This is a genomic window from Streptomyces sp. NPDC058525 (genome assembly GCF_042719495.1).
Taxonomy (GTDB): domain Bacteria; phylum Actinomycetota; class Actinomycetes; order Streptomycetales; family Streptomycetaceae; genus Streptomyces.
Genome location: NZ_JBHXNP010000160.1, coordinates 1 through 13,253 on the forward strand (window position 1 = coordinate 1; position 13,253 = coordinate 13,253).

The 13,253-nt window shown below is 69.4% G+C and carries 9 protein-coding genes; 6 read left to right on the forward strand and 3 right to left on the reverse strand.

Annotated elements, in window-relative coordinates; translation table 11 throughout:
- Positions 1-1,217 (forward strand): ABC transporter permease (locus ACFWP3_RS39980; RefSeq protein ID WP_384231487.1); only part of this gene is annotated, 1,217 nt, incomplete at its 5' end.
- An 88-nt stretch (positions 1,218-1,305) separates the two neighbouring features.
- On the opposite strand, the gene ACFWP3_RS39985 is transcribed toward ACFWP3_RS39980, so the two are convergent.
- Positions 1,306-1,932 carry a hypothetical protein gene (locus ACFWP3_RS39985; protein ID WP_384231489.1) on the reverse strand — a complete coding sequence of 209 codons (627 nt, stop codon included), beginning with the start codon at positions 1,930-1,932 and terminating at the stop codon, positions 1,306-1,308.
- Between the two features lie 287 nt (positions 1,933-2,219).
- Here ACFWP3_RS39985 and ACFWP3_RS39990 point away from each other — a divergent pair, with 287 nt between their 5' ends.
- The 5 genes from ACFWP3_RS39990 to ACFWP3_RS40010 all read left to right on the forward strand — a co-directional run bounded on the left by ACFWP3_RS39990 (position 2,220) and on the right by ACFWP3_RS40010 (position 11,453).
- Complete coding sequence (locus ACFWP3_RS39990) at positions 2,220-3,287, forward strand: Gfo/Idh/MocA family protein (RefSeq protein WP_384231491.1); 1,068 nt, start codon at positions 2,220-2,222, stop codon at positions 3,285-3,287.
- A 270-nt stretch (positions 3,288-3,557) separates the two neighbouring features.
- Positions 3,558-6,479: an ATP-binding protein gene (locus ACFWP3_RS39995; RefSeq protein ID WP_384231493.1), complete on the forward strand. Its 2,922-nt coding sequence runs from the start codon at positions 3,558-3,560 to the stop codon at positions 6,477-6,479.
- 159 nt (positions 6,480-6,638) lie between these two features.
- Positions 6,639-8,468 (forward strand): PKD domain-containing protein, encoded by a 1,830-nt coding sequence (locus ACFWP3_RS40000; RefSeq protein WP_384231495.1) that lies wholly within the window; start codon positions 6,639-6,641, stop codon positions 8,466-8,468.
- A gap of 208 nt (positions 8,469-8,676) precedes the next feature.
- Positions 8,677-9,888, forward strand: coding sequence for a S8 family peptidase (locus ACFWP3_RS40005; protein ID WP_384231498.1), 1,212 nt, complete (start codon positions 8,677-8,679; stop codon positions 9,886-9,888).
- Positions 9,889-10,175: 287 nt separating this feature from the next.
- A complete protein-coding gene (locus ACFWP3_RS40010; RefSeq protein ID WP_384231500.1) occupies positions 10,176-11,453 on the forward strand; it encodes an MFS transporter in 1,278 nt (425 codons plus the stop codon).
- A 179-nt stretch (positions 11,454-11,632) separates the two neighbouring features.
- Here the strand turns inward: ACFWP3_RS40010 and ACFWP3_RS40015 are convergent, their stop codons facing one another.
- Complete coding sequence (locus ACFWP3_RS40015) at positions 11,633-11,908, reverse strand: isoamylase early set domain-containing protein (RefSeq protein ID WP_384231502.1); 276 nt, start codon at positions 11,906-11,908, stop codon at positions 11,633-11,635.
- A gap of 422 nt (positions 11,909-12,330) precedes the next feature.
- Positions 12,331-12,906 carry a pyridoxamine 5'-phosphate oxidase family protein gene (locus ACFWP3_RS40020; protein ID WP_384231504.1) on the reverse strand — a complete coding sequence of 192 codons (576 nt, stop codon included), beginning with the start codon at positions 12,904-12,906 and terminating at the stop codon, positions 12,331-12,333.
- Positions 12,907-13,253: the final 347 nt, after the last annotated feature.

A 13,253-nucleotide genomic window follows, 5' to 3' on the forward strand; every position in this document is an offset into this window, starting at 1 on the left:
GGACCACCAGTGCACCACCCCGTCCCCGCCCGAAAGCCGCTCGGCTGAGCCCCTCCGACGTCCTGCGCGTCGGCGGATCGGGCCTGCGCTCCCGCCCGATGCGCGTATTCCTCTCCGCACTCGGCATAGCCATCGGCATCGCGGCGATGATCGGCGTCGTAGGAATCTCCACCTCCTCCAGCGAGGAACTCAACCGCAAACTGGACGCACTCGGGACCAACCTCCTCACCGTCTCCCCGGGCCAGTCATTCGGCGGCGGCGACGCGCACCTACCCGACGAAGCCGTCGACATGGTCGCCAGGATCGGTTCCGTCGAGTCGGTTTCGGCCATCGGCAAGACGGACGCCAAGGTCTACCGCAACGACCGCATCCCCAAGCAGGAGACCGGCGGCATCGGCGTGTACGCGGCCCGCACCGACCTCCCCGACACCGTCGGCGGCAAGGTGGCCACCGGCCAGTGGCTCAACGACGCCAACGGCAAGTACCCGGCCGTCGTCCTCGGACCCAAGGCCGCCGAACAACTGGCCGTCTCCCAGGCCGACCCGGACACCCAGGTATGGCTGGGAGGAGAGTGGTTCACGGTCGTCGGCATCCTCGAACCCAATGAACTGGCACCCGAGCTGGACGCCGGCGCGTTCGTCGGCTGGGAAGCCGCGGAACGGAACCTGGACTTCGACGGATACCCCACCACCGTCTACACCCGCGCCGACGGGGCGGCGGTGACCGACGTACAAGCCGTACTCGGCGCCACGGCCAACCCCGAAGATCCCAGCGCCGTGGAGGTCTCCCGGCCCTCCGACGCCCTGGCAGCGAAGGAAGCCACCGACGACACCCTGAGCGGACTGCTCCTCGGCCTGGGCGCCGTCGCCTTGCTCGTCGGGGGCGTCGGCGTCGCCAACACCATGGTCATCTCCGTGCTGGAGCGCCGCGCCGAAATCGGCCTGCGCCGCTCCCTGGGAGCCACCCGCGGCCAGATCCGCACCCAATTCCTCTGCGAATCCCTGCTGCTGTCCGCCCTGGGCGGCGCAGGCGGCGTACTCCTGGGCATCGCGGTCACCGGCGGATACGCCACCTACCAGGGGTGGCCCACCGTGGTACCCGCCTGGGCCATGGCCGGCGGAGTCGGCGCCACGCTCATCATCGGCGGCCTCGCCGGCTTCTACCCAGCCGTACGGGCAGCGCGCCTGCCCCCCACCGAGGCACTCTCCGCCTCCTGAAGACCGGTGCCCCCTGCCACATCCCCCGAGCAGGGGGCATCGCCCCAGGCCAGTCCGGTTCGCTCGCCGAAGTTGGTCAGGAAGCTGGTCACTCTGTGAGCTCTAGGTCCAGTGCCCGGGCCAAGGCGGCCGTGACGGCGGCGGCGTGTGTCGGCAGGTGTTGTTCGGCCCAGGTTCCGGCGAGGCTGAGGAAGTCCCGCAAGTCCGCCTGGGCGCCGGTGACGAGCGCGCGCACCTGGTCCACCGGCAGCTCGATCACCGGGCTGCCGTCCTTCGCGTGGGCGTCGAGAGTCAGCCGGACGGTGTCGCCGACACGTTCGGCCGCCGAGGAAGGGTCATGGCCGAAGTAGCAGAAGCCGGTGCCGTCCAGCACCTCCCGCCAGTCCCGCCAGGTCTCCAGGCCGTTGCAGCAGCCCGGCTCGACGAAGACGGTGCCGGTGGCTGTGTCGGTCAACCGGAACCCGCCGGCGGCGAACAGGTCAGGCATGGTCAGCAGCCCGTGCAGGAACGCGCCGAGCGGGTCGGTCGGGCACGGCCCGTGCTCCTCCTCCGGCTCGAAGTCGTTGCACTCGGCGATCCGCATAACCGCCGTTCCGACCTCCGCCGAAGTCAGCTCCCCGTCCAGCACGAGGTAGCCGTACGACTCGTGCTCGCCAACCGGCCAGAGCGCGAAGTCGTCGGCGGCGAAGATCTCCAGAACGGGTTGCATCACCATCACACAGGGATGATGCCGGACCCGATGCCACCCCGCCACGGGCTTTCGCTGCGGCATCGGGCTCGGCGGATGCCCGCTGCCTGGGCAGTCTCCCGGTTCGCTCCGGGTAGGCGGTGCCGACTTGGCGCATGGCGGTCTGGCGTGTCGGATTCCGCCTGCGACCCTTGGGACCTCCGGGCGTCTACTGTGCGCGGATGCGCCAGGCGGCAGGAGAAGACGATGCCCCGGCCTCAGGATGTTGACGCAGCAGCTGGAACAGCGCTGCGTGATGACAGGAGAGGGGCGGGATGAGCGTACGTCTCGGCGTGGTCGGCGTAGGACTCATGGGCGAGGAGCACCTGAAGGCGCTCGCCCTGGTCCCGCAGGTGGCCGTCACCGCGGTGACGGATCCCGTACCAGGGCGAGCCCGCTCGGTCGCACAGCGGTACGGCATCGGTCGCGTCCTTGACGACCCCGGGGCGCTGGTTGGTTCCGCTGACGTGGACGCGGTGTTGATCGCGGTGCCGCCCAACGTACTCACGGAGATCGTTCCGCTAGTGTGCACACACCGCAAGCCGGTGCTGTGCGAGAAGCCGCTCGGTGTAACTGCCGACGAGGCCCGGAGCTTTTTGACGGCTGCGAACGAGGCAGGAATCGTGCACGCGCTGTGCCACCAGCGCCGCTACGACCCGGTACACCGGTATGTGCGTGACCTCGTCGGACAGGGATTCGTCGGTGTCCCACGCGTCGTGACCGTACAAGTGATGACCGACTTCGGGAGGGGCCCGACCGGAGCCGGCCGGGAATGGACCCGCCGGCGTGAATCGGGAGGCGGTCTGCTGCTCCAGGTCGTCTCCCACTACCTCGACCTCCTGCACTTCACCTTCGGCGATGTCGAATCGACCTTCTGCCACGCCACAGCGGCTCCTGCGGCAGATGGTGAGGCGTCGGTCGGGGATGGGGACGACACCGTGCTGTTCGCCGGAACACTGCCGGGCGGCGGAATCGTCAGCCTGGCGGCAGGCTGGGCCCTGGAACACCCCACGGGCGTCACCTGGCAGATCCACGGCGCTGAAGGAACGGTCCAGATCACTCCCACGATGCGGATCCTCGGTGCCCGGCGCGGCATGCAGATCCGCGACCTGGGCCTCCCCGACGCCTACCTCCCGCCCGTCGGGGCCGAGTTGTCGTCCGCCTATGGCCGGCGAGGCAATTTCGGCTGGGGCGACAACACACCGATGATGGCTTCCATGGTGGCGGAATTCGCCGCAAGCATCGCGGGAAACCTGCGCACGCCGCCGCTCTATGCGACGTTCGCCGATGGAGTGTGGGTGCTGGAGGCGATCGAGCGCGGCGACTTCCGCTCGCTGCACTGAAGGGTTCTCACCGGCAAGCGGCCGAAGAAGCCACGAACTCATATCCGATTCCCGCAGACTGGGTCCGCCCGCGCGAATGACCTGCGGATTCTGGCCGGGAAGTGACGTTGACGACCAGGTCGTCCTTGCCTAGTTTCGAGCCACCGATCGCCCCGCCGGAGTGGATCTCCCGCTCCCGCGAAGGGCAGTGACGTGCACGGTCATCTGGCTTGGGCAAGGTAGCGGAACCTTGCTCTGTGGCTCCGAATCAGTCAGCCCATGGGTGGTGGCATGTCGACAGACAGAGATGGGAATCCGGCTTCCCCTCGGCGGGTGGCCTGCCCGACGTTGATCGGCAGGGAGGCAGAGCGGTCCTCACTGATCCAGCAGGTACAGCACCCGCCGGCCGTGATCCTCATCGAGGGCGAAGCGGGTATCGGCAAGACCCGCCTCCTTGCCGATGCCCTGCAATCTCCGGAACTCTCCGGCCGGACCAAGTTGACCGCCCAATGCCAGTACCTGCGCGAACCTCTGCCTTTCGCCCCCGTCGTCGACGCGCTGCGGGGTCTGGGAGATGCTCTGCCGACGCACCTCAGCCCGGTCGTCGGAGCGTTGCGCCCGCTGCTTCCAGAGATCGCGATGTCGCTGCCGCCCGCGCTGGAGCCTTTGGGGGAGCCGGGCGCCGAGCGGCACAGGATCTTCCGGGCGGTGGCGGAGATGCTGCGCGCGATCGGTCCCGCGGTGCTGGTGCTGGAAGACCTCCACTGGGTGGACAGCGGTACCTGCGATTTGCTGAGGTTTCTCACCTGCCGGATGCCCGACGATCTCAGTCTGGTGCTCACCTACCGGCGCGAAGCCGCCAATCCTGGCAGAGCGTTCGCCACCTCGGTTCGGCTGCCTCCGCACGTAGTGTCGTCCGAACTGTCCCTCGCCCCCCTGAACCAGGCGGATGTCCGCAGGATGGCAGCAGAGATCCTGGGCACCTCGGACGTCACGACCGACTTCGCCGCGCACCTCCACGAGCACACGATGGGGATCCCCTTCGCTGTGGAAGAGCTGCTCCGGCTGATGGGAGGGCAGCGGGGTCTCGTACGAAGCGACCGCCAACGGGCGGGACTGACGATCGAGGGGCTCGGGGTTTCCGCCGCCTTGCGCGACGCCCTTGTCGAACAGCTCGTACACGCCCCGTACGACGTCCGCCTCATCGTCAGTGCCGCAGCCGTTCTAAGAATCCCGGCGAGCGAGGCACTGATCGGATCGGTAGCGGGTCTGACCTCAAGGCGGGCGACGAACGCACTGTCCCGTGCCCTCGGGAAAGCACTGCTCCACGACCACGGATCCGGGCACTACGGATTCCGGCACGCCCTGGCCCAGCACGCGGCCTATGACGCGGTGCCGCCACCGGAACGCCGACGCCTTCACCGCCGGGCCGCCGCAGCCCTGGAACAGTCGCCAGGGCCGCGGCCGTACGTCCGACTCGCCCACCACTGCCAGGAGGCCGGACGCCATCAGGCATGGGCGCGCTACGCGGAGACGGCCGCCGATCGTGCCATCGCGGTCGGCGACGACGCCGCGGCCACCCGACTGCTCCAGCAGGCACTCTCGTCTCCCGACCTGGCGGCCACCACCCGGGTCAGGCTCGCGGTCAAACTGGGCCGGGCCGCCGTGGCCGGTCTGGACCATGCGGAAACCGTGGTCATCCTCCGCAGGGTCCTCGCGCAGGACAGGCTCAACCAAGGTGTGCGCGGCGAACTGCGTTATCGGCTCGGTCTGTTGCTCCGTAACCAGACCGGCGCCGGACTGGAGGGACTGAGGGAGATCGCTGACGCCGTCCCGGAACTGCGCAGACGCCCCAAACTGGCGGCGCGCGCCCTGGCTTCGCTCGCCGTGCCGACCTACCTGGCGGGCGGACACCTCACCGACCATCTGGCGTGGGCCGAGCAGGCGACCGCTACCGCGGCCCGGCTCGGTGACCCCCTTCTCACGATCAACGCGCTGGGCAGCCGGGCCGTCACCCTGATGCACATCGGTGACAGGGAGGCGATGACCGCGGCCCGAGGTCTACCCTCGTCGCCGACCGGTCCGGACGAGAGCCGTGACCTGGCCCGGGCGTTCAACAACCTGGCGCACGCCGCGGCGAGCACCGGTCGGCTGTCCGAAGCCGACGCGTTCCTCGACCGGAGCGTGCGACTGCTCGCGGATACCGAATCCGCCTACGTCGCCGGCCTCACCGACTCCACCCGGCTCCTGCTCGACTGGGAGCGCGGCCGCTGGGAAGGACTTGAACAGCGGGCCCAGCGGGTGAGCGCGATCCTCGCGGACGTTCCCGAACTCGAAGCGGAAGCAGTCCTCGTGCTCGGCCTCCTCTCGCTGGCCCATGGCCGACTCGACGACGCGGAGCGCAGGCTGCGGGCCGGCGCCGGCGCCTGCCTGCCACAGGGATCCGTACCGGCCCTGCCCGCGGCCAGGGGTTCGCTCGCCAGGCTGCTCCTCTCCCGCGGCGACGCCGGGGGAGCCTGGGTGCAGGTGGCTCCCGTCCTGGACGCGGTGCGGGCGAAGGGAATCTGGGTGTGGGCTGCCCCGGTCGCCCCCTACGCCGTGGCGGCACTCGTACGGACGGGTGAGGCCGCTCAGGCGCGGGAGTTGGTGAAGGAGTTCACGGAGGGGGTACGGGGGCGACAGGCTCCGTCCGCCACCGCGTCCCTGCATTCCAGCAGGGGTGTGCTGGCGGAACACGACGGCGCCTACGAGCAAGCCGCGGCGCACTACCGCTCCGCCGAGGCCGTGTGCCGGTCCATGGGGGCGCCCTACCAAGCGGCCCGAGCACTGGAGCGCAGCGCCCGCTGCCTACTGGTGGACGGAGGCAGCGGCGGCGCGGACCTCGCCGAGGCGCTCTCGGCCTATCAGGCGCTCGGAGCGGCATGGGACGCGGCGCGCTGCCACAGCGCGTTGCGCAAGTACGGACTCGTCGCCCCGCACCGCCGCGGACGCAAGGGATACGGTCGCCTGCTCTCGCCGCGCGAGAAGGAAGTGGCCAGGCTCGCGGCCGACGGGCGCACCAACCGTGAAATAGCCGAAACGCTGTTCCTCTCACCCCGCACGGTCGAGGAGCACGTGGCCCACGCCCTGCGCAAACTGGGAGTCCGCTCCCGGGAGGTGCTCAGCTCCGACCATCCCGACCTCGCCCCGGGCGTTCCCGTCCACACCCGCTGACCTCGCTCCCACCGCAATTTGCCCGTATCCCCTCCGGGTTGCAGCGGCATGCCCGCAGCCGAGATCGTTCGGCTGCGGCCGCAAGTCCGGTGCCGGCAATCCCACGCAGCCGGCACCGGACCCCCACCCAGCCATCCGGCACGGAGGAGTGGTACAGCCATGCGACGAACGAGGAAACTGACCGTGAGCCTGGCGGTGAGTGCGGTGGTCCTCGCGCTCACCGCCCCCTTGGCGGCGGGCGCCGACCAAGGCGACGGCAGCTCGTCGAGTACGTACATCGTGACGCTGGACAGCGCTGTCGCTCACCCCGAGGTGTTCGCCGGCGAACACGCCGATGCGTTCGGCGGTACGGTGCACGGCGTATACCGGCACGTCATCAAGGGCTACTCCATCACGCTGCCCGACGCGGCGGCATCCGCACTGCGCGCCCTGCCGCAGGTCCTCGCGGTCGAGAAGGACGGCACCTTTCGCGGTCTGGAGACCAACGCCTCCGCCGACAGGGCGTACCTCCGCTCCGAGGGACCGGTCGCCGCGGCCCAAGAGGTGCCGACCGGCATCAGAAGGATATTCGCCGACCAGAACCCGAACCTGGACATAGACGGCCAGGACGACGTCCGCATGGACGTGGACATCGCCATCACCGACTCGGGCATCGACTTCGACCACCCCGACCTGAACGTGGTCTCCCGCGCCGACTGCACGTCCGGCACCTGCCGGGAGAACGAGGGCGACGACGGAAACGGACACGGCACCCACGTCGCCGGGACCGCCGCGGCGATCGACAACGGCACCGGAGTGGTCGGCGTCGCGGCCGGCGCGCGCCTGCACTCCGTGAGGGTGCTCGGCAACGACAACACCGGCCAGTGGTCCTGGATCATCGCGGGCTACGACTACATCGCCGCCCGCTCCGCCACCATCGAGGTCGTCAACTCCTCCATCGGAGGGAGCGGCGAACCCGCGGCCCTCGGCACGGCCGTCAAGAACCTCGTCGGCAAGGGCGTACCGCTCATCGTCTCCGCCGGCAATGACGACAAGGACGCCACGACCAGCGCCCCCGCCAAATACAGCGAGGCACTCACGGTATCGGCCCTCGCCGACTCCGACGGCAAGCCGGGCGGCAACGGCGGCGCTCCCTCCTGCCGCGCCGACCAGGACGACACCCTCGCCGACTTCTCCAACTGGGGCTCCAAGGTCGGCATCACCGCACCTGGCGTGTGCATCCATTCGACCTTCAAGGACGGTGGCTACAACCGGAATTACAGCGGCACCTCCATGGCGGCTCCCCACGTCACCGGGGCCGCCGCCCTGGTAGCCATGACGGACAAGCCCACCAACAAGGACGAGGTCCTGGCCCTCTACCAGTACCTGGCGGACCACGGGAACACCGACTGGAGCGACGATTCCGGAGACGGTGCCAAGGAGAAGCTCCTCGACGTGGGCGACCCGCAGGCCTTCCCGCCCGCCCAGGACGGAAACCGGCGACCGACCGCCTCGTACACCCACAGCTGTGACGACGCGGCCCTGAAGTGCCAGTTCGACGGCACCGGCTCATCCGACCCCGACGGCTCTCTCCAGAAGTGGGAGTGGGACTTCGGCGACGGCACGAGCGCGACGGGCAGGACCGTCACCCACGCCTACGCCCAGAAGGGCTCCTACACCGTCAAACTGACCGTCACCGACGACAAGGGCGCCACCGGATCCACCACGAAGTCCGTCCGCGTCGGCCCGAACCAGGCCCCGAGCGCCGCCTACACGGCCGACTGCCGCAACGTCGTCGGCTACCGCTTCTGCAAGTTCGACGCTGCCGGCTCCTCCGACCCCGACGGCTCGATCTCCTCGTATGACTGGACCTTCGGTGACGGCTCCACGGGCAGCGGAGCCCAGATCGACCACATCTACGCGGCGGCGGGCACCTACACCGTGACCCTGAAGGTGACCGACAACGAGGGCGCCACGGACACGGAGACCAAGTCCGTCCGCGTCCCTTGATCCGCACATCCGCAAATACCCCGTACCCCCTACGGATTGCTACGGACCCGCGCTGAGGGCATCGTCACATCAGCCCCACCCGCGGCCCGCCGTCCCCCCACGGCCGGCGGGCCGCTGTCACGCCACGCACCACAGCACCCAGCGCAAAGCTCCCGTGCAGCCCGTACTTGCCCGTGATCCGGTCAATGAGAGGCCAGGTGCACCACCCATGGCAACGACCCCCCGCCGGCTCGGCATCGCCCTGATGCCCGCCGCACTGCTCGCCGCCGGCCTGCAGTTCGCCGCCACCCCCGCCCACGGAGCCGTGGTGTACGGCCCCGAGCCCAGGCTCGCCCCGACCGCCACCGCGATATCCGACAGCTGGATCGTCGTCCTCAAGGACGGTGCCGAGGACTCGCCCGACTCGGTGGCGCGCGAGCTGGTCAAGCGCAACGACGGACGCCTGACCCACGTGTACTCCAGCGCCGTCAACGGCTTCGCCACGAGAATGAGCCTCACCCAGGCACGGGCGCTCGCCGCTGACCCCCGGGTCGCCTACGTGGAGCAGGACGCCAAGGTCGCGATCTCAGAGACCCAGTCCAACGCGACGTGGGGCATCGACCGCATCGATCAGCGCAACCTGCCCCTGAGCGGCACGTACACCTACAACACGACGGCCTCCAACGTCCGGGTGTACGTCATCGACACCGGCGTGCGCACGGCCCACACCGAGTTCGGCGGCCGGGCCTCCATCGGCACCGACACCGTGGGCGACGGCCAGAACGGCAACGACTGCAACGGACACGGCACCCACGTGGCGGGCACCGCCGCCGGTTCCACCTATGGCGTCGCCAAGGCGGCCAGAGTCGTCGGCGTCCGCGTTCTGAACTGCGACGGCTCCGGGACGACCTCCGGCGTCATCGCGGGCGTGGACTGGGTCACGGCCAACGCGGTCAAGCCCGCCGTCGCCAACATGAGTCTGGGCGGCGGCGCCAACACCTCACTCGACAACGCCGTCAAGAACTCGATCGCCTCCGGAGTGACCTACTCCCTCGCGGCCGGCAACGGCAACGTCTTCGGACAACCACAGAACGCCTGCAACAGCTCACCGGCCCGAGTCGCCGAGGGCATCACCGTCGGAGCCACGGACAGCGCCGACAAGCGCGCCTCCTGGTCCAATTACGGCACCTGCCTCGACCTCTTCGCCCCCGGAGTGAGCATCACCTCGGCCTGGAAGGACAGCGACACCGCCACCAAGAGCATCAGCGGTACCTCGATGGCGGCGCCGCATACGGCCGGCGCCGCGGCCCTCTACCTCGCCGCCAACCCGAGCGCCACCCCGGCCCAGGTCCGTGACGCCCTCGTGAACGGCGCCACCACCGGCAAGGTCCAGGACCCGAAGACCGGATCGCCCAACCGGCTCCTGCACACGCTCTTCTGACACGGCACGGGTGGGCTCCCCATCGGCCCGAGCCCACCCATGCTGAGCGGAACCGGGGGAGCGGCCCGCCTCACGAGGCTCGGCCGCTCTGCCCACCTTCTCGTCTCACCTCTCCGCCCAGGACCATGCTGTGCCTCCAGGCTCACGGCGCCCTTTGGCGGGGGATAACCAGTGGACCCTGCAGGCGGGGTGGGTACCCATGGTTGATCATCCACTGGGAATCACAGCCGGTGCGGGTTTGCTGCGTCCGGAATCTCCTTCCGGGCACGAAGGGGGAGTCCAATCGCATGGCCACGGAACCTGCCGTCATAGCTCCCGATGGGCACAAACACGCAGACCAGCCACCCCCCTTCAGAGCCACCAGACCACTGGCACTTCCCTACTACGTCTACGCCGTCCTCTCCAATGCGCTGTTCCAGCGCGGCGTCTTCGTCGTCTACCTGATCGACCAGGGCTTCTCGGCCGGCGAGATCGCGCTGCTGCAGACGCTCCTCTATCTGGTCAGCGCCGTGGCCGAGATCCCCACCGGCTTCCTCGCCGACCGGATGGGCCGCCGCGCGAGCATCGTGTTCGGACAGTCGCTGATCGCGCTGTGCCTGATCGGCGAGGTCACGCTCTCCGGGTATCCGTGGTTCGTCGCCATCTTCATCCTCTACGGCATCGGGATGGCGTTCGTCTCCGGCGCCGAGACCGCACTGCTGTACGACCTGCTCCGGCGGCGCGGCATGGAGGTCCACTACGTCAAGGTGAAGTCCCGCTACACGACGCTGGGCTCGCTCACCATGGCGCTCGCCATCGCCGTAGGCGGCAGCCTCCAGAAGATCTCGTGGGAACTGGTCTACCTCGGCGCCGCCGGCGCCCTCGCCCTATCGGCTGCGCTGCTGACGGCCCGGGTGCCAGAACTCCGGGGGCAGGACGTGGCCGATCTCGACGAACCGGCCGACTCAGGGGGGTCGGGTGCCGACGACGGACCACGACTCGGCAAGACGGCCGTACTGAAGAGCCTCACCCCTCGGCTGGCCTCCCTGGTCCTGGCCTCCGGACTGATGCACGCGACCATGACGCCGTACTTCATCTTCGTCCAGGAAGCCCTCGACCATCAGGGTGTGGCCACCAGCCTCGTCAGCGCCGTGATGTCCGCCGCCTTCCTCATCGGAGGCTTCGCCCCCCTGCTGGCGCACAGGGCCAACCACCGAGTCGGCGTGCGCACGCTCGTCCCGCTGACCCTGGCCGTACTCGTGGCGGCCCTCGGCCTCAGCGGCATGCAACAGGCATGGGTCACCATCGTGGTGTTCCTACTCGCGGTCGGAGCCCCGGCCATCACCGCCGTCGTGGTGGACGATGTCTTCAACCAAGGCATCCCCTCGCGCTACCGCTCCAGCCTCCTGTCCATCATTACCTTCGTCGAGTCGCTGCTGATCGCCGGCGGATACCTCCTGCTCGGCTGGCTCATCGACACCTTCGGCTCGGGCCCCGGGTTCGCCTGGTACGCGGCGGTCCCCGCGATCGCCGCAGTGCTCGCCATCCCCTCGATGATCAAGGGCCGCTGGGCGAAGGCCGCCTGATCGCACTCTCCCCGTTCTAGGTAGGTTGATCGGACCATCCGTAGCCTGCGTCGAGCCGGACTCCGGCCCCGTGGCGGGCTGCTTCCCGCAGGACTCTCACCTCGCGGGCGAGGTGCTGCCCCAGCGTGTCGGGGTCCTGCGGGATCAAGGGGCTCATATGTCGGCGGGCCGGCACTGGCTTAGGTGTGGATGCGGCTGTTGGTTCCGTCGTGGTGGTCGGCGTGCTCGTCGTCGAACCAGTAGTCGCCGGCGGCGAGGTAGCGGAAGGAGTGCGCGCTGTGTGCGGGCAGGGAGACCTTCGCTGCGCGGGTGCCGTCGCCTCGGGGTTCGAGGGGGTGGGCGGCGGGGTTCCAGTGGTTGAAGTCCCCGACCACGCTGACCGGCCCGGCCGGGGAGTCCTCGGGCAGGACGAAGGTGACCTGGGTCCGGTCCTTGATCTTCTTGCGTTCGAGCACGGTCTCTCCAGCCGGATAGTCGTGGGGACGGGTCCAGGCATCCTCGCGTGGACGGCAGCCGGCCTGGACGGGACGCGGCCGGTGGCATGGGGCCGGTCACCCGCCTGGATGCCCTGCGCCAGGGTGTGGTCGGTGCCGGGGCAACGGGTTATGTGGCGGGGCGATCTCCGTAGGCCCGCCCGGCCGGGTGATCGCCGCGTGGAGGGCATCGCGGAGCATCGGGGCCCGCTCCATGTCCATCTCCCCGCCGACCGGCAGGACGAGCCGCTCCGCGCCGCCGCTCACCCCCACGCCGGGCCTGTCGTCTCCTTGATCTCCCATGGCGCCATAATGACCGCTTGCCGGTTAGCCTCACGGCGCCAGCTCGAGACACACCCAGTGCCGTGCGCCGTACAGGTAGTGCTCCCTGCCTGGGCTGGGCATCAGTGCGCAGGAGGTGCGTAGCCCAGGCCGTCCGCGGTGTCACCGCCTACCGGGACGTATCTGCTGGCCTCCATGTCCAGCCGGCGTCGTTCGGTTGGCCAGAGCCCGTTGACGCGGTCCCAGCGGCTCAAGGTCATCTTGTCCTGGTGCCACTCGATGTAGCTTGCGGCGTGCAGGGTCACGGCGAAGAAGCGCCACGTGTCGCGGGGGCGCCAGCCGCTTGCCGACTCGACCGACGCCGCGGTCGCTTCGCGTTGCGCTGCGTCTACGTCGACGACTTGGCCGCGGAGCTTGGCCTCGGCCTCGGGGCTGGCGGGATTGCTCACGGGAGTCTGCAGGACCAGACGGGGATCGCGATCAAGGTCACGGGCCTTGTGCGATCCGGCGATCATGACGAGCATCAGCTGCTGCCGCACGAAATGAATCTCCACTGGGCTGATTCGAGGCGTGCCGTCCTGCCGGATTGTCCCGACCAGGACGAAACCGTGACGCTCAGCGGCCGCCCGAGCACGTCGGGCGAGGTCAGGCGCCACCTGCGCGAAGCTGGACCAATCTGTCCCGACATCGGGTTTCATGCGTATCCGCTCAGTGCTTTGCGCGGTCCGTACGGCTCACCATCTGCAGCGTGCCATCGGTGATGACCGGAGGCCGACCGCCGGGGGTTGCTGCCGCGGGCCACAGGGCGATCGCGGATCAGGTGAGGAGGCGATTGGGTGGGCTGCGACCGTGAGAAGAGGCGGTCGTCCATGGTCGCAGCCCCTACGGCAGAGCGCGTGGACACACCTGCCGCTCTCATCAGGGTGCCCTTCCCCGGACCGGCTCTGCGTCCGGCGCGACCCTTCTCGCAACGATGACGACCCTAACGGCTCATCCAGCGCGGGTCGGCGTGGTCGAGCTTGCCTCTAACGTTCCAGCCTTCCCC

Coding starts and splice junctions, on each gene's coding strand:
- ACFWP3_RS39985 (WP_384231489.1), bottom strand. CDS start 1,932: ATGGTGATGCAACCCGTTCTGGAGATCTTCGCCGCCGACGACTTCGCG.
- ACFWP3_RS39990 (WP_384231491.1), top strand. CDS start 2,220: ATGAGCGTACGTCTCGGCGTGGTCGGCGTAGGACTCATGGGCGAGGAG.
- ACFWP3_RS39995 (WP_384231493.1), top strand. CDS start 3,558: ATGTCGACAGACAGAGATGGGAATCCGGCTTCCCCTCGGCGGGTGGCC.
- ACFWP3_RS40000 (WP_384231495.1), top strand. CDS start 6,639: ATGCGACGAACGAGGAAACTGACCGTGAGCCTGGCGGTGAGTGCGGTG.
- ACFWP3_RS40005 (WP_384231498.1), top strand. CDS start 8,677: ATGGCAACGACCCCCCGCCGGCTCGGCATCGCCCTGATGCCCGCCGCA.
- ACFWP3_RS40010 (WP_384231500.1), top strand. CDS start 10,176: ATGGCCACGGAACCTGCCGTCATAGCTCCCGATGGGCACAAACACGCA.
- ACFWP3_RS40020 (WP_384231504.1), bottom strand. CDS start 12,906: ATGAAACCCGATGTCGGGACAGATTGGTCCAGCTTCGCGCAGGTGGCG.